This is a genomic window from Pseudoalteromonas xiamenensis, from assembly GCF_030994125.1.
In the GTDB taxonomy this organism is placed as follows: Bacteria; Pseudomonadota; Gammaproteobacteria; order Enterobacterales; family Alteromonadaceae; genus Pseudoalteromonas; species Pseudoalteromonas xiamenensis_B.
Genome location: NZ_CP099917.1, coordinates 3,449,070 through 3,465,462 on the forward strand (window position 1 = coordinate 3,449,070; position 16,393 = coordinate 3,465,462).

The 16,393-nt window shown below is 43.5% G+C and carries 19 protein-coding genes; 14 read left to right on the plus strand and 5 right to left on the minus strand.

The window, feature by feature from the left end:
* Positions 1–173 precede the first annotated feature (173 nt).
* From NI389_RS16100 to NI389_RS16120, 5 genes are all read left to right on the plus strand, one after another.
* Positions 174–692: a GNAT family N-acetyltransferase gene (locus NI389_RS16100; RefSeq protein WP_308360847.1), complete on the plus strand. Its 519-nt coding sequence runs from the start codon at positions 174–176 to the stop codon at positions 690–692.
* A 36-nt stretch (positions 693–728) separates the two neighbouring features.
* On the plus strand, positions 729–1,301 hold the full coding sequence (locus tag NI389_RS16105) for a hypothetical protein (protein WP_308360848.1): 573 nt from the start codon (positions 729–731) through the stop codon (positions 1,299–1,301).
* 86 nt (positions 1,302–1,387) lie between these two features.
* The gene (locus NI389_RS16110; protein ID WP_308360849.1) at positions 1,388–2,926 is read left to right on the plus strand and encodes a cytochrome-c peroxidase; all 1,539 of its coding nucleotides are present in this window, start codon (positions 1,388–1,390) and stop codon (positions 2,924–2,926) included.
* A gap of 1 nt (position 2,927) precedes the next feature.
* Positions 2,928–4,577 carry an ATP-binding protein gene (locus tag NI389_RS16115; protein ID WP_308360850.1) on the plus strand — a complete coding sequence of 550 codons (1,650 nt, stop codon included), beginning with the start codon at positions 2,928–2,930 and terminating at the stop codon, positions 4,575–4,577.
* Between the two features lie 3 nt (positions 4,578–4,580).
* The gene (locus NI389_RS16120) at positions 4,581–5,264 is read left to right on the plus strand and encodes a response regulator (protein WP_308360851.1); all 684 of its coding nucleotides are present in this window, start codon (positions 4,581–4,583) and stop codon (positions 5,262–5,264) included.
* A gap of 74 nt (positions 5,265–5,338) precedes the next feature.
* Here the strand turns inward: NI389_RS16120 and NI389_RS16125 are convergent, their stop codons facing one another.
* Positions 5,339–6,133 carry a PhzF family phenazine biosynthesis protein gene (locus NI389_RS16125; RefSeq protein ID WP_308360852.1) on the minus strand — a complete coding sequence of 265 codons (795 nt, stop codon included), beginning with the start codon at positions 6,131–6,133 and terminating at the stop codon, positions 5,339–5,341.
* A 173-nt stretch (positions 6,134–6,306) separates the two neighbouring features.
* Here NI389_RS16125 and NI389_RS16130 point away from each other — a divergent pair, with 173 nt between their 5' ends.
* Genes NI389_RS16130 through NI389_RS16145 form a run of 4 tightly spaced genes read left to right on the plus strand, consistent with a single transcriptional unit; the run spans position 6,307 to position 8,423 of the window.
* Positions 6,307–6,741 carry a GNAT family N-acetyltransferase gene (locus tag NI389_RS16130; protein WP_308360853.1) on the plus strand — a complete coding sequence of 145 codons (435 nt, stop codon included), beginning with the start codon at positions 6,307–6,309 and terminating at the stop codon, positions 6,739–6,741.
* Positions 6,738–7,187 carry a nuclear transport factor 2 family protein gene (locus NI389_RS16135; RefSeq protein ID WP_308360854.1) on the plus strand — a complete coding sequence of 150 codons (450 nt, stop codon included), beginning with the start codon at positions 6,738–6,740 and terminating at the stop codon, positions 7,185–7,187. Before NI389_RS16130 ends, NI389_RS16135 begins: the two co-directional genes overlap by 4 nt.
* Positions 7,188–7,221: 34 nt before the next feature.
* On the plus strand, positions 7,222–8,244 hold the full coding sequence (locus NI389_RS16140; protein ID WP_308360855.1) for a lactonase family protein: 1,023 nt from the start codon (positions 7,222–7,224) through the stop codon (positions 8,242–8,244).
* Positions 8,238–8,423 carry a hypothetical protein gene (locus NI389_RS16145; protein ID WP_308360856.1) on the plus strand — a complete coding sequence of 62 codons (186 nt, stop codon included), beginning with the start codon at positions 8,238–8,240 and terminating at the stop codon, positions 8,421–8,423. The genes NI389_RS16140 and NI389_RS16145 overlap by 7 nt, the downstream gene beginning before the upstream one ends.
* Positions 8,424–8,433: 10 nt before the next feature.
* Here the strand turns inward: NI389_RS16145 and NI389_RS16150 are convergent, their stop codons facing one another.
* Positions 8,434–9,135: a hypothetical protein gene (locus NI389_RS16150; RefSeq protein WP_308360857.1), complete on the minus strand. Its 702-nt coding sequence runs from the start codon at positions 9,133–9,135 to the stop codon at positions 8,434–8,436.
* A gap of 186 nt (positions 9,136–9,321) precedes the next feature.
* On the opposite strand from NI389_RS16150, the gene NI389_RS16155 reads away from it, so the two are divergent.
* The 5 genes from NI389_RS16155 (at position 9,322) to NI389_RS16175 (ending at position 13,236) form a co-directional block, all read left to right on the plus strand.
* Positions 9,322–10,161: an RDD family protein gene (locus NI389_RS16155; protein ID WP_308360858.1), complete on the plus strand. Its 840-nt coding sequence runs from the start codon at positions 9,322–9,324 to the stop codon at positions 10,159–10,161.
* A gap of 547 nt (positions 10,162–10,708) precedes the next feature.
* Complete coding sequence (locus NI389_RS16160) at positions 10,709–11,626, plus strand: alpha/beta hydrolase (RefSeq protein ID WP_308360859.1); 918 nt, start codon at positions 10,709–10,711, stop codon at positions 11,624–11,626.
* 250 nt (positions 11,627–11,876) lie between these two features.
* Positions 11,877–12,296 (plus strand): MarR family winged helix-turn-helix transcriptional regulator, encoded by a 420-nt coding sequence (locus tag NI389_RS16165; protein WP_308360860.1) that lies wholly within the window; start codon positions 11,877–11,879, stop codon positions 12,294–12,296.
* Positions 12,297–12,340: 44 nt separating this feature from the next.
* A complete protein-coding gene (locus tag NI389_RS16170) occupies positions 12,341–12,760 on the plus strand; it encodes an ester cyclase (RefSeq protein ID WP_308360861.1) in 420 nt (139 codons plus the stop codon).
* Between the two features lie 71 nt (positions 12,761–12,831).
* Positions 12,832–13,236: a DUF1801 domain-containing protein gene (locus NI389_RS16175; protein WP_308360862.1), complete on the plus strand. Its 405-nt coding sequence runs from the start codon at positions 12,832–12,834 to the stop codon at positions 13,234–13,236.
* A gap of 113 nt (positions 13,237–13,349) precedes the next feature.
* Here NI389_RS16175 and NI389_RS16180 read toward each other — a convergent pair whose 3' ends face one another.
* Genes NI389_RS16180 through NI389_RS16190 form a run of 3 tightly spaced genes read right to left on the minus strand, consistent with a single transcriptional unit; the run spans position 13,350 to position 16,315 of the window.
* Entirely contained in the window at positions 13,350–13,685 is a 336-nt protein-coding gene (locus tag NI389_RS16180; RefSeq protein WP_308360863.1) for a YdbL family protein, read from the minus strand.
* Positions 13,686–13,694: 9 nt separating this feature from the next.
* Positions 13,695–13,877 (minus strand): YnbE family lipoprotein, encoded by a 183-nt coding sequence (locus NI389_RS16185; protein WP_308360864.1) that lies wholly within the window; start codon positions 13,875–13,877, stop codon positions 13,695–13,697.
* Positions 13,874–16,315: a YdbH domain-containing protein gene (locus tag NI389_RS16190; protein ID WP_308360865.1), complete on the minus strand. Its 2,442-nt coding sequence runs from the start codon at positions 16,313–16,315 to the stop codon at positions 13,874–13,876. The genes NI389_RS16185 and NI389_RS16190 overlap by 4 nt, the downstream gene beginning before the upstream one ends.
* Positions 16,316–16,393 lie beyond the last annotated feature (78 nt).

A 16,393-nucleotide genomic window follows, 5' to 3' on the forward strand; every position in this document is an offset into this window, starting at 1 on the left:
GCGACAGAAAGTGAGTCTGTCGCAATCACTTTGCTATCCGAAATTTGCCTACCTAATCTCAGATTTACGTTCCAAACTTACGGCTCACCCATTGATATGGTCATAAAAGCAAAGGAGTTTAACGTTTGTTTGGAAGCGCACGTTGAGTGTTAATTCAGAAATAAGGAAATCCCATGCGGTTAGTGTCACCCTGCGAAGAACTCGAATTCGCTTTTCAAGCATTCTTAGCTGATTTTAAAGCACGAGACCCTGACAATGCGGCATTTTATCAATCTAATCTGCCATTTTCTGAATATGTTGAGTGGTTACAAGCTCAACAATATAAAAACCAAGGAGATATGCCACCGTGCCATCATTTTTGGTTTTGTGATGAAATAAATCAAATTGTTGGCGCGATAAGAATTCGACATCATATCGAGAGTCCTTTTTTAAAAAGGGAGGTGGGGCATATCGGATACGACGTCGCACCGAGCTTTCGCGGCAGAGGAGTCGCGACAAAAATGCTAAAACAAGCCTTGATTGCAGCGAAAAACTTGGGGTTAGACAAAGTCCTTGTTATTGCAGATAAAACAAATCGGGCGTCACAACAAGTGATCGAGCGCAATGGTGGTAAGAAATGGGTGGCAGCTGACCAAAACCCCGAGTTAATCTATTACTGGTGTCATACTCATTCAGTGTCAAATTCACGCTGATTGTTTTCAAACTTTTAGAACGGCAAGGAGTTGTTTATGTTTGAACCTAACCCGATGCCAAAATCTCTTCATGAGGTATTTGGCAAACAACAAAGTCCATTTGAAATAGCGGCTACATTCGTATTTGGTGTGGTCGGTACGTTATTTATTTGGTTGTATTTCTATACACCGTGGCTTGAACCGAGCAATTCGGTCAGCCCTTGGCGTGTTGTTATTGCACACATCATTCTAGCGGATGTCCTTTGCGGTTGTCTGGCAAATTTCACTCGTGGGACAAATCGCTATTACATGGAAAACGAGAAACGTCGCTGGTGGTTTATTGCCTCTCATGTTCATATTCTTCTCTTTGCTTTGTTATTGAATGCGTTTTTGCTTGAAGCGAGTTTTGTGTGGGTAGTGACCATTTTAATGGCTACTTTAGTTAACTTGTTGAACGGTCACCGTTTGCAATTGTTTGTTGCTGGGTTGTGTTTAGCTGTTGGCTTACTGTTTGTTTCTGCTCTCGATTTATCGCGTTGGATGTTTGTTGCCAGTTTTTTGTTTATGACGAAAGTTGCCTTCAGTTTTCCTGTAGTTCATTACCCTGATGAGAGCGAGCTTATAAAATAGGCTTTGTTGTATTATTTTTGCATTGTGCATATTGTTTGCACAATTCTGGTTCATCTTCATGGTAAGGATACCGTTGGAGAAGAACAATGAACGTCATGAAACAGGCTTTAGCGATAGGAATTTTATCAACCGCGGTTGTGAGTTTACCGAGTGTAGCAGCGTTTGCACCGAGACCTTTACCACCACCGCCTCCGCCACGTAACCCGCCTCCACCAACGGTAGAGACTGGTGCATTAGACGATACACTGGCGACAATTATTCAAAATCAAGGGCTGACAGGTGTTATCCCTGCTGCAGAACATCAGCCACATATTAGCGACCCGATTGCTCAACTTGGAATGAAACTGTTCTTTACCAAAGGGATCGGTGGCGAAAAGTCGGTTGCTTGTGCAAGCTGTCATCATCCATCGCTCGGCGGCACGGATTCGTTGTCGTTAGCCGTTGGCGTGAATGCTGTTCGAGAAGACGTTGTAGGACCTGGTCGACGTCCTGTGGATGAGGAAATTAATATTCCTCGCAACTCTCCCACTGTGTTTAACACAGGACTCGCACCGCGAGCGCTTTTCTGGGATGGGCGTGTTGAGCGAGTGACTCAGACACAACCGGATGGCAGTGTTGCAACGGGTGTTAGCACGCCAGATTCTGGTTTAGGTGTAATTGATGTGGCTGTACCGGATAATCTAGTCGATGCGTTATCTCGTTTTCCAGTCACGTCTACGGAGGAAATGCGAGGTACTGGATTTCCAGAGGCGACAACTACCGCAGAAATTCGCCAACACATTGCTTCTCGAATTGGGGATTATGGTTCAGAAGAAGGCGATTTAGCGACGAATGATTGGCTTACTGAATTCAGAAGTGCGTTTAATTCGAATGAAAGCCGAGAATCGTTAATCACGTTTGACAGTGTTGCAATGGCGCTAAGCAGCTACCAACAATCCATGACCTTTGTAGATACGGACTGGCACCGTTATGTTCGAGGTGACAAAGCCGCATTAAATGACGCGCAAAAACGCGGCGCAGTTTTATTCTTTACACCGCAAAACCAAGGTGGAGCAGGTTGTGTTGGATGTCATAGTGGCGAGCGATTCACCAATGACGGTTTCTTTAACTTAGCGTTTCCACAGCTTGGTCCTGGAAAGGAAGCCGATCACAGTGATAAAGGTCGAGGTTTACTGTCAAACGTACCTCGCGATCAGTTTGCTTTTAAAGTACCAAGTTTGATTAACGTCTCTCTTACAGCACCTTACGGACATGCTGGGGCTTACCGTAACTTGCCGGAAGTGGTACGCCATTATACCAATCCACCTGCGAGTGTTGATGCGTTCTTTGCAAGAGGAGGAGCATGTAGCCTTCGTCAGTTCAGTCGCTTTACCGATTGTGAGACTTTGAACCAAAATGCAATTGAAAACTCGGAAGAAGCATTGCGTTTACTTGGGCAGTCACCTTTCCAGCCTGCGCGACTAAACCAAGCGCAACAACAGGATTTGGTGGCGTTCTTAGAATCACTTACTGATCATTGTGCGAAAGATAAAACGTGTATTTCTCAATTTATTCCTAGCAATCAACAAACTAATCCTGATAATTTAAGGCTTAATGCAACCGATGGGCGAGGCAATCCGCTTTAAAATGTTGAACTCGATTCGAGCCAAACTACTTGTAATGATCTTAGCAGCCAATACGCTTGTCGTATTGGCTATTTTTATTGCGAATCAAATCGCGTTCGAAAAGAGTTTTTCTCAATACATTCAAGGTACTGCTCGGGTATCGTTGATTCCCGTCATTGAGGCATTCGTTAAAGAGCTAAAGCAACAACAAAACGTTGACTGGATCCATCCAGGCAGTGAGCCGTTTGAAGCTATTGTGATGGTTTATCGCCAAAAAGGGGATCTTTCCCCCAGTGCCATACAGCGCAGAAATGAGCTTGGATATCAACAAAATCAACAGGATGGTTTCGCAAGAAGGCCACCACCACCTCCGCCACCAAGAGACGATCAGCAAGGTGAACGGCCAAGACGTCCGCGGTTCGATGACAATAATGGCTTTCAGAGACCGCGAGCCGAAGATGAAGGTCGACTAAGAAGACCGCGACCTGAAGATGAAGACGAGTTCCGCCGGCCTCGCGATGATTCAGGATTCGAACCAAGACCACCAAGACGAGGCGCGGGTGAAGAACGTTTGATGTTTAAAACAGCGTCGAACCTAATTATTCTTGGTACTGAGCGTATGGCGGAATCCGCACTTTGGATCCCGTTACGCGAAGGCGATGATAGCGGTGAAACAGCAGGAACTGGCCGAATATTAGGTTATTTGGGCATTGAGAATGGCTCTCGCGTAAACGCAAAGTTTGATCTGCTGTTTGAAAAAGAACAACAAAGGCAGTTTACCTACATCGCAATCATTGTCCTTATATTGTCTTTCGTTGTTGCCTTGCCATTCAGTAAATACCTCGTCAAACCCATTTTAACGTTGCGGTTCAATGCACGTGAACTGGCGAGTGGAAACTATCAAGTAAAATTAAAACCCAAAAGCAAAGATGAAATTGGGCAGCTTGCACGTGATATGAATCGTCTAGCTGAAACGTTGAGCGCAAATAGGTTAGCTCAACGGCAATGGATTGCAGATATTTCCCACGAATTACGGACACCTATCGCCGTTATTCGAGCAGAGCTCGAAGGCATGATGGATGGCATTATTGAAATGAATGACTATGCGGTTAAATCGTTGCATGATGAAATGGCCCGCTTAACCCGTTTAGTTGACGATTTACATCAGTTGTCACTTGCAGACCGAGGCGCGCTGACTTACACCATGGCAACAATCAATGTCAGCGATGTGGTGCGCAGAGTGTTGGATAAGCATGAGGGGATCTTGTTACAGCGTGGCTTCCAAGTGCAATTTGACGCGGTTTCTAGTGGGAAGTTACTCGGTGACGCTGAGCGCTTAACTCAACTTTTTGATAATCTCATGCAAAATACATTGCGCTATACTGATTCAAGTGTCACTCAGCCGGGCCAAATTCAAGTTACGATTGCCGAATCGGCTGAACGTATTTTCGTCAATTGGGAAGACAGTGCGCCGGGTGTGAGTGCGGATAAAATTGAGAAACTATTTGAGCGTTTGTATCGTGTTGAAGATGATAGAAACCGAGCCTCTGGTGGTTCTGGACTCGGCTTGGCGATTTGTCGTAGCATAGTTTCAGCCCACCACGGTGAAATTCAAGCGAGAACCAGTCCATTAGGTGGTGTGTCAATGCAAATAGAGTTTTTTAAGGAGTAATAGGTGTCTGAGCGCATTCTAGTAGTTGAGGACGAGAAGAAACTTGCGGATATACTGGCGAAATACCTTGAACAGAGTAATTATTCGGTAAAAGTGGTGTACGACGGTGGTGAAGCGATTTCGGCATTTGAAGCGTTCCAACCAAACGTGGTCCTGTTGGACCTTATGCTGCCAAACGTTGATGGTATCACTATTTGTAAACACATTCGTCAACGTTCTACGGTGCCTATTGTGATGACTACCGCTAAAGTGGAAGAGGTTGATCGCCTGTTAGGGCTTGAGCTGGGTGCAGATGACTACGTGTGCAAACCTTACAGCCCAAGAGAAGTGGTTGCCCGAGTTAAAGCGATTTTGAGACGGGTATCGTTTATGCAGACACCCGTGGAAATCCAGCAAAATGAAGGGCTGGCTATTGATGAAACAACATTATTTGCCACCTTTCAGTCAAATAAAGTCAGTTTGACAGCCGTTGAATTTCAATTATTGCAAAAACTGTATATGCATCCTGGGCGAATCTATAACCGCGACCAACTTATGGATAGTATTTATGAAGACGATCGCATTGTGAGTGACCGCACAATTGACAGTCACATAAAAAAGGTGCGGAAGAAGCTTGCGACCATCGCTCCTGAACTTGAATTCATTCATTCTATTTATGGCGTGGGTTACAAGTTCGAACATGTTTAATGTACTTTAACGAAATCTAAGTATGGCGAAGCATGCCGTGTTATGCGTCGCCATTGAGCAATGACAAAAAACCATTACCTGCAGGTCGAGTCGAGTGTGATGGTGCCTTTCATATAGTCAACCGCATGACCTATGAGCGTAACTCGTTCGCCCTCGACGATACACGTCATTTCACCACCTCGTTTGGAGCATTGTTTTGCTTGTAACGTCTTTTTTTCCAGTAGGTTTGACCAAAGTGGCGCGAGTTCGCAGTGCGCTGAACCGGTTACAGGGTCTTCATCTACGTCAAGACGGGGGAAAAAACAACGACTCACAAAATCAACGCAAAGACCTGGAGCCGTGACCACAACACCGCGTTTATCTAATTGTTTCCATGCCATTAAATTAGGTTCGAGAGACTTAACACTCGCTTCATCTTCAAGTTCGACAATATAATCAAATGCACAATAGACGGCTTTAGGTGCAACGCCTAAACCCTCAAGTAGCGCAGGAGGTGGTGCAGTTAGAGTCGGCATAGAGGCAGGAAAATTCAGCGCGTAAGCGTCACCGTTTTTCTCCACAACGAGTTCACCGCTACGAGTCTGAAAATGGATGGCTTGTTTACAGTAGTTGAGATGTTGAAACAACACGTGAGCGGCCGCAAGCGTCGCATGTCCGCACAAGTCGACCTCGCTATTTGGGGTAAACCATCGGAGTTCAACGAAATTCTGCTTGAACACAAAAAAGGCCGTTTCAGACAAATTATTTGCTTCGGCTATCGATTGTAATAGTCCGTCTTCAAGCCATTCGCTTAAGGGGCAAACCGCGGCAGGGTTTCCTGAAAATACCTGGCTTGCAAACGCATCTACTTGATAAATTGCTATTTCCAAAATGTGCTTCCTTATGTGTTATGTCTGACCCGAACAAATCAAACTTAACATACTGTTACGAAATGCAAACTTTTTTACGACAGGCGAAAGCGTGTTAATCAGGTAAACTACTTGAAATAAATTCAACAATATATAGGTCTAGTACAGAGACCTAACTTTCATGAGGAATCCCATTGAGTCAGTTTATCTATCGATTAGCCGTTTCTAACGACATACCTCAATTACAAGTAATCCGTGGTGCAGTTAAAGAGAACATTTTGAGCGACCCTCGAAAAGTGACGACAGAGATGTACGTGGACTATCTGGATAAATGTGGGCGTACTTGGGTGTGTGAAAGCAAAGGTAAAATTGTGGGTTTTGCTGCAGCGAATCGTGATACGGCGAACATTTGGGCGCTGTTTATCGACCCTGAATTTGAACGACTGGGGATCGGCCAAAAATTAATGTCACAAATGATCACGTGGTTAGCGTACTTAGGACATACACATGCGAATCTATCAACAGACAACAATACACGAGCTGCTCGTTTTTATTTGAAAAACGGCTGGAAGCTCGTTAAGCGGTATGATGATGGTGAAGTTGAATTTATTAAGGAATTAAGAAAATGAAATTATTGATGTCAGGAAGCCTCCTATTTTTATCCATTGCGGGACACGTTCAGGCCTCGGACGAGGATAAAGTTAGACAAGCCGCGCTTGATTACATCGAATCACAACACCAATCAAATGAAGCGCGAATGGATAGGGCATTGCACTCTAAACTCGCGAAACGGACCTATTGGCTTGACGGCGAGGGTAATGACACCCTATTGGAGTCTGACAAATCGGTTATGCTGAGTGTCGCGAAAACGTACAACATAGCGGGGGATAAATTCCCCAAGGTGCCTAAAAAAGAGATCCAAATCTTAGATATCACCAACCGTGTTGCCTCAGTTAAATTGACCGCAGATGATTGGATAGATTACATGCATCTGGTCAAAAATGAACAAGGTAACTGGCAAATTATCAATGTGCTATGGCAATATCACGACATAACCAAGCACCAATCAAAATAAATACGATACCAACGAAAGGAAGTTGAATCTTACTATGCGTAAAAGAAGCGTAATACTTGCGTTATGCGCGGGTTTAACATGGCTGTGTAACGCAAACGAGGCAACAAATCCGTTGGCGCTGAAACAATATCTTCTCGATGACGTGATGGGAGTAGATGGACTAGGAAACCCTCGTAACATAGCCGTATCGGGAGATGGCTTACGTGTCTTTGTTGCAAGCGGTGATGACAACGCGTTGGCGACATTTGCAATTGATGCCAGTGGAACACTGTCATTTCAAGGTATTGCAAAGAATTCTCAGCCAGATACCTTTGGTCTAGAAGGAGCAACCGGTGTTGTTGCGCTAGGTAATAGTTCAGCGGTTGTCTCTGGGTTTTATGACGGCGCAATCTCAGTATTTACGGCCAAGAGTGACGGTCTCCATTCACTACAAACACTTTCAGATAAACTTGGGTATGAACAGGTGTTCCATGGCAACGAGTCTGTTGGTGCTTTAGACAAGCTCGGATTGCTAGGTGCTTGGGACGTTGTTAAAACGAAGGATTCAACCCAACTGTTTGTTGCAAGTTACATGAGTAATGCCGTTGCGGTATTTAACATTACAGCGACGAATACGTTGACCTTATCACACATTATAAAAGCGACTGAGGATGACGCACAATCACTTGGTAATCCAATTGGACTTGCACTAGCTGACAATGATCATGAGCTATATGTTAGCGGGTTTGAAGGAAATCAAGTCACCGTGTTCCACCGCAATGATCAAGGTGCCTTGACGTTAATGCAAGTCATCAAAAACGGCGAAAATGGTGTTAAGGACTTACTTCAACCGCAAAAAATTGTCGCTTCAAAAAATGGACGATTTCTGTACGTAGCCTCGGCAAAAAGCGGTGCAATCAACGTGTTTAAGCGCTCTGCAGATGACTTATTTGTCCCTTTCGACATTATTGACAGTAGAGACATCGGTGGAAGCGGATTAGAGGGGGCGAGTAGTTTGGCACTTTCAAGTAACGGAAAACGACTTTTCGCCGCAGGAGAGGGGGAGAAGGGTTGTTAGAATTCAATATTGATAGTGCAGGGCACTTAAGTTTGCAACGGAAGCTTGTTCATACTTCAAAAGGGAAGCTCAGCGGTATTTCATCCATTACGTTAGATGAACACAAACAATTGTTGTTTGTGGCACTTGGAAAGAATAATGCGCTTGTTGTTTTTGATGTCGGACAAACAGCATTATAGCTCTCCCGCCTTAAAATAGAGCTGCGTGTATGCGCTGCTCTATGTCAGATTCACTGTAATTGAAATACGCACCAAGCAAAATTAGGCGATGCTTTGCTTTAAGTAGTGTGGTTTTGCCATGAACATGGCAAAGGTGTTTTAAGATCAATCCCAAGTTGTTCAAGTCCACCGAGGTGAGTTGCGATTTTTCTGCTTCCATCAGACCAATCAGCGCGCCCATTTCAGGCGTGGCAAGTGGCGCAAGTGAAGTGTGATGGGCTAGGTAGGCTTCAATCGGCGTTAGGCCTTGTTGATTTCGAACCGTCAAACATTTTGCGATGTCTTCATTTCGCTCAAAAAGCAGTAGGGAACGAATAAAATTGAATGGTGGAGTGGTTTTCTTTGGGTTCGCAAACATCAGATGGAGCAGGGTATTACCTTGATGGTTTTGCATTTGTAATAGCTGTTTTGATTGCAGAGCAAGGTAAAAAAAAGCAAATCGATCTTCCTCTACGAGAGAAGACATAAAGCCCGTTGGGATTGAGTCAACATCGATGAGTAAAACGCTGAGCCCTTGCATGTCCGAGTAGACTTCGGGGTTTGAGCTTTGTTTAAATAGCCATTCTAAAACGTGATTTTTAGCAGAATCGTCTAGCTGTACAAACGCGTCACGAATTTGCTGACTGCTACGATTTTTGAGTAAGCTTAAAAACTCGATAGCTGCGCTATCCATGGCGATCTCCGTAGGTGATAATGGTCTATTTTTTTAAAATGTTTGCTCTCAAGTGCCTAGTAAAGTCTCACTTGTTGACAATAAATGGACACGTTAAGATGACTAGCGTCAAAGATATCTTAGCGGCTTTCATGGCTGAGTGAAACTGAGTACAGCGAATGTAAAAATAAAAAAGAGACTTTAGGCATGGAACCCAAAGATTTTGAAGCGTTACACCTCACGAATAAAGAAACGCGTGAAATCATTACACCTTACGCATTTAAAGTACACAAACCACTGCTGGGGTTTCCACTTGCGAAGCCTTGGGAACGAGGTTTAGCGATGATGATTGATGTGGCTTTAATTTTTTTAGCGACTGAGGTGAGCAGCACGCTCTTGTGGTTGTTTTTCTCTTATGGTTTTTATCTGAGTCAAAAACGAGGCATGAGTCACCGACTCGCATTCCTTTGGCGAAAACCGGCTAAACTGATTGCGATTGGGATGATGGTCATCACTTCATTAGTTGTATTTGGTGATATGGTCGACTTGGTTTCGACACAGCCTGAGAGTACAACGTCAATTGTTGCGCCCAAGCATACGGCAACTAGTCAACCAGCTGAAATTACAGCCCTAACAAAAGACACACAACAGCCCACAACCAGCATTTTAGATTACGGCCGCGACTTAATAGAAGATTTAGGCTTCGGATTTGGCTGGGCTGCTGCTTATTTTAGTTTGTTTACCTTACTTTGGGATGGGCAAACACCAGGTAAACGACTTCTTGGTATCAGCGTAGTTAACCTCAATGGTAAAGCACTTTCGTTAATGGACACGTTTGGTCGTTATGGCGGTTACGGTGCTGGATTTGCAACAGGTTTAATGGGCTTTTTCCAAATTTATTGGGATCCGAATCGTCAGGCCATTCAAGATAAAATATCCAATACCGTCGTTGTACGAGGCCGATTTACAAATTGGGCTAGTGACAGTCCGATTGATAAAAAGAGTGACACAAACGAACCAAACGCAAATCTTCAGAAACCATCATAATAAATTGGCTCTATGTGTATCCGTTTCGCAGCATGTGTGTTTGGTACTCATACACTGGAAAAATCGGCGGTCATGGTTGCCCGATTTAGACACGAAGGTTCTAATCGACCATGTTCACCGCTGAACACAAGGCAGACAAAGCCATTTTCATGTGTCCGCAACAGTAAACTTTCCATCGTTCTAAGTTATGATGCTTGCTTTAGCCTAAGCATGCTTTAGTGCGCTTTCCCGTGTACCTTGGATCTCACCGATGTACGCAAACAACCTTGTGGATATGAGAAGTAGCATCAGCAGTGAAATGTCATGGAAGGTCCTTTCGACGTGTGAACCTATGTGCTAAAAGAATTGACGCTATTCTGTTCACCATACGTGAACTTTGGTGGCGGATGCAACGCTCAAATCTCAACGTTCTCAGTATGTTGATTGAACACGCGGCATAGAATAAATCGTGATCATCGATGACAGTTTATTGGCCATTACTGTGTTTATATACATGGGTTGTTGCGGTATTATTGCGACCATATACTGTAATTTAAACTGAATTAACATGAGCAATGTTCTAGAATCAGGGATCCAAAAGCTAGTCGATGAGTTTCAAGCAATCGGGAAGCCTTGCCCCTCCAAAAGCAGCATTCACGAAAGACGAGCAGGCTACTTAGCCAGTACGGTTTTAGCGGGGGAATGTCACGGTGCTATTGAAAAGCATACGGATGTGGCGAACGGCATCCCAATTACAGTGTATCGTCCAGTGCATGGCGAAACGTTGCCTATTGTTATTTATTTTCACGGTGGATGTTTTATCAGTGGAGGTACTGAAACTCATGAAATACAGCTGCGACAAATCGCAACTGCGGCGAATGCCATTGTCGTGTGTATTTCTTATCGTCTCGCGCCTGAATTTACTTACCCCGCAGCGCATGATGATGTGTTTCATGCTGTGCAAGGTATTATGCAGCAAGGTTGTATTGTCGGCGGCGACGTTGCTAACGTGGTTTTCGCCGGAGACAGTGCAGGTGGACATTTGGCACTGGCAACTGCGCTACGTTTGAAACGCAATAACTTTGCACTACCGCGTAAGTTAGTTCTAATTTATCCAATGCTTGACCCATTTGGTCGCTCTGAAAGTTACCGTCAATATGGTGATGATTTTGTCATTACCGCACAAATGTTACTTTCCGGTTTTTCACTTTACGCGGGAAACGGGGCAACGCACAAAACGTTAGCTGAACTTAATTTAGTTGAAGGAATGGATTATAGCGGTTTGCCTGCTACGTACATTTTTACGGCCGAATTTGACCCGCTCCGCGATGAAGGTGAAGCGTTGTATAGGGACTTGTTGACGCAAGGTGTTGATGCGTACTGTGAGCGTTATCTTGGTGTAATACATGGATTTTTTCAATTATCCGGGATAAGCGAAACGGCTCGACGTTGTATTAAAAATATCGCAGATATTGTCGTAAGTTAATTTTGCTGAAATGGTAGCAGGCGAACGACTCATTGGGTGGCTGCTATCACTATGTTCGGATGATAAAGTGTGTGTCTAATACAGGGGGATTTTGAAAAAATAATCAATCCTGTCATTTTGTTACATACCACATTCCTCAAATAATTTAGAGCTGTGTGAATTTTGATGCTTGATCTTTGATATATGCTTGACTAAGCAAGTATCTTTGATGTATGTTTGTGTAGTCAAATATATATCAAGGATATGTGAAATGTTAGGAGAGTCAGTCGATCAGTTGGTGATAGATTTAATGAATCTGCAAAGTAAGATTCAAAAGCGTGTAGGCAGTTCGCTTTCTATTCATGGTTTAGGTTTATCAGACTATTTCGTTTTAAATCAGTTGTATATTACGACTTCACATATAATGAGTCGTAATGAATTAGCAGAGCGAGTCGGTTTGAGCCCGTCAGGGATCACTCGTCTATTAAATCCACTAGAAAAAATCGGTCTGGTGGAAAAAGAAACGAATCCGCGAGATAGTCGAGTAAGCCTAGTCAAACTTACAGCGACGGGAAAACAGATTTATGAAGAGGCTAAAGTGTCTTTTACTGAATCGTCTCGCGTGTTGTTTTCATCGCTAGATAACACTCAACAAAATCAGCTATCTGTTTTGTTGAAGACCTTGCTGTAATGCATGAAAACAAGGATGTTTAATCATAAAAAGGGCGATTTACGATGAAAAAAGAGATATTAAAAGATTTTATTCAAAGAGTCTGGAATGAGGGTGACATAAGCGCTATCTCTGAATATTTGGCCGATTCTTATCACATTATGCATGATCCTGGGGATCCATGGGATGGCATGACGTTAGATGTCGCAGGATTTCAGAATAGGGTATTGATTTCACGTGCGCCAGTGCCAGATCAATGCTTTGAAATACAATCGCTGTTTGAAAATGAAGACAATGTTTGTATGACATGGTTGTGGAAAGGGACACACTTAGGTGAAATCGCCGGTTTTCCCTCATCAGGAAAGACACTGCATATGTCAGGCGCTACCGTGTATTTTTTTGAAAATAATAGAATATCGGGACACTGGCAAGTTGCCGACCGTCTGAGTATCTTTCAACAACTCCAGGCGAACCCAAGCAAATAATTAGGCTATTGTTATCCAAGGGAATTTTTAGGTGTTGTACGAGTTGGCAAGTAAGGTGACAAGGAGCGTAAATGAATAGAGACATTGAACAGCATTTTGCAAACTACCCTGAAACAGCACGTGTGAGGTTAGGTTACCTTCGTGAAATGGTGTTCGAACTTGCCAATGAATTGAAATTGGGGGACGTGACGGAGTCACTTAAATGGGGTGCGCCTAGTTTTAGTGTAAGCAAAGGCAGTCCGCTTAGAATGGATTGGACAGTATCTTCCCCGACAAATTGCTTTCTTTTTTTTCATTGTCAAACACGGTTAGTTGAGACGTTCAAAGAAGTGTATGGCACAGAGCTTGTTTTTCAGGGCAATCGAGCAATTGTATTAAATCTGGCGGAGCCTTGGCCTGTTTCATCTATCAAACATTGCGTAGAAGTAGCGCTTACCTATCACCAACGCAAACACCTTCCTTTGTTGGGGATGTAGGATGTCAGAATAGGCGGTGTTTTGTTAATCGAATTCACCTCAAAACGTTTCTGTCTTTCTTGGCTGGTCTTAAAACGTTGAGGGGCAATTAGTATGCCCCTGTTTTTTTAAGTTTATTTTTTTACTAATTGGCCCTGAGCATTTTCGACCAGCAATCCCGCTTGCGTTCGCTCGAGGTTTTTTATCCCAGCTCGAGCCGCAACTTGGTCCAGCGTGAGGTTATTGCGCTCAGCAATTTCTTCATAGGCTATCTTACGTTTCTGATTGATGTCTTTAACCAAACTTTCAACTTCTTGGCTTGATACAGCAACCCCTAAATAGCCATTTCTCAGTTCACCAACTAAACCTTGGTCTTTGGCATCTTGTAAGCTCATAGCAAACACACTTGCGCTGAACGCCAATGCAATCATAGTCACGGCAGAAGTTTTAATTACGTGTAATAAGTTCATGTCTGCTCCTTAGAATAGGCTTTCGTTTTCTTCAAATAAAGTGTCGAGTTCCTTGTCTACTTTGACGCGGATCTCATGATCTATTTTCAAATTCATGTTGATGGTGATTGGCTCTTTTGCTGCAACTTCAATTCGATGTGTGCAACCGGCAAGTGCACTTGCCGCAAGCAAACTCAGTAGTAACTGTTTCATTTTGACTCCTTTGGGATAAGGCGATCCGTTAACTTCTTCTCAAGCTGCTCGGCAATTAGCAAAGATTGAAGTAAACCGGGTAAATCGTAGTTCAAGTTCAAGTTAAAATTTACATCGTTATCAATATCTGGGTTATATCCTTGGATTTTGGTATCCAGTATCATTTCTCCCGTTTCATCCATGTTTACTTTTGCGCTCAGCAAGTGATATTGCAGATTTTCTAGGGCTTCAAATGCGATTCTCAAGTTACTTTGTTGCGACTTCATTCTAGACACCGCGGGATTATCTTTCACTTTTATCACGCCATCTCCATCATTCTTTAACAAGCCTTTGGAAATAAGGATGGAAACATCGCCTTTCGTGTTTTGGCCAATTTCCACGGGTAGCTTGCCTGAAATCGTTCCCTCAACAACAATACCTTGCGACTGTTGTGCCGAGACTAATTCCTTTAAACTTAAGCTATCAACTGAGACGACAATGGATTGCACTTCACCCAATGGCAATTGCAAGGCTGGTACACTCAATTGCCCACCCATCACCTCTACAGATAAATTTTGCAACTGCACAGTGAATGACTCCTGAACTTGACGTAACTTTACGTTTGTACGTAGAGAAGTCAGCGTATTATCTGACAGCATGCTGGCAACAGTAAGCACACCATCGGTGGATTGGCTCTGCCAATGAGCGTCTTCGAAACTAAATTGATCATGGAAACTTAAAGTTGAAAACGCCGTATCTTGCCACTTGCCTGACAGCTTATGAAAGGTTACTGACGCGTTTGCGGTGTTTAGTTTTGGTTCAAATAGATTGAGATTGTTTAACTCAAAATTATAAGAGAGCGTTCCGCTGGTTGGCTTTAGGGGCGATAGAGCGTGAGCTTTAATCTGCTTTAAGAGTTTAGCCACGTTTATCTTTTCACCACTGAAGGTTACATGAGTTGCGCTAATCGGGCCATGCACGTTTAACCGGCCAAGGGGCAGTGCGTCACTGAGCACTTCACCACTTATCGTAACATTCCCTTCAGAACCCAAAATAGTGAAGTCGGTCGTCACTTCTGGCACGATGAAATCGGTGTTTTTAGCCACACTCTCGCTTTTCGCAGTAAGCTTTAACTCAAATTCAGGTGCTTGATTCGGTGTTAAGTTCACATACCCAGATAAAGTGAGAGTTGGTTTTTGAACTTTTAGTGCTGTTAACTCATCGTTTAGTAAAGGTGTCGATAGCTCAATAGGTGCGATGATGACATTCGTTCGTTCTTTTGCATGGACCAGCTGAACGTGACCGTTGTAATGCATAGTGCTTACAAATTGAGGGGAGAGAGATGCAAGAGATAACTCACCCTTGCTTAGTAAAGATAAAACTACCTGTTCTTCGTTCAAGTGATAACGCAGCGATTCGAGTTCAAACTGGAGATTTTGATTCGTAATACTGAACGCGTCGGCCGTGGTTTCAAACGTGTTAAGGTTGAACGTGAGTTGACCTTTCGGTTGTATTTCGAATAAAGGGGATACGTTTTCCAAAACGAACTGCGATGAGGCAGCAGACAACTGGTACGTTTCCAGCAACTCGTTGAAGTGGTGCGTCGAAAACTGCACATTAAATTTAGGCTGGTCACGCATATTTATCGAAAGTAGGTTTTTTTCTAAGATAAAGTCGGCAATGAGTTCACCATATACAGAGATTGGATAGTCGGGATTTTTTTTACTAAGTGCAAGGTCAAGACCGTTTGTCGTTACATGCGCGTTTAATCGATGTTTGTCCCACACTATTTTATAGGCCAACTCGCCTTCCAGCTTAGTGATCGTATTTAACCACTCGGCATATGGTGGAACAGCTTTGAGTCGGCTATGAATTGAGTGAAGGTTTATTTTACCCTCGGCGCATATCTCGTCTTCGCCAATCTCTAATGTCAAAGCAAGGTTTTGTGCTGGCTCTGTGTTTTTAATGTAGAAAGACTTTTTCGTGCTGGATAACTTCGCACGAAGTAAAACGGGCTCGTTGATAACAGGCAACAGCATTTGCAACTTGGCAATCTCTACGGAGAAGGGGACTTTAATCGAGGTCAGTTGAATAAACGCCGAATTGACTTGGTCTTCTATCGACATTGGCTGAGCGTTTGGCATCGGCGCTAAAGTCAGTTGCTCGAGAGCAGCAGATAGAATAGAAATAGAATGGATGCGAGGCGCAAGTCTATCTTCGAAAGACCAGATAATGTCGATATTATTGATTACCCCAGCAACGATAGGGGAGTCCATGCACATGGATTCAATATGGATGTTTGCCTGCTTGTCCAATGAAAAGGCTAAACATGTCACGTGGGCATCATACTGCTTCAGATAATGGTTAATCATGTACAGAGCAATTGAATTTCTATACTGCCAACTACCTAAGCAAATTAAGACAACACAGGATATTGCAAAGGTAACTCGCTTGAGCATGTCATTCCTTGAACGTAAAAGCTATAAGTTAGACGGTAACCAAGCCATGGTTGAGATTCAAGTAAGAAATTGTAATTA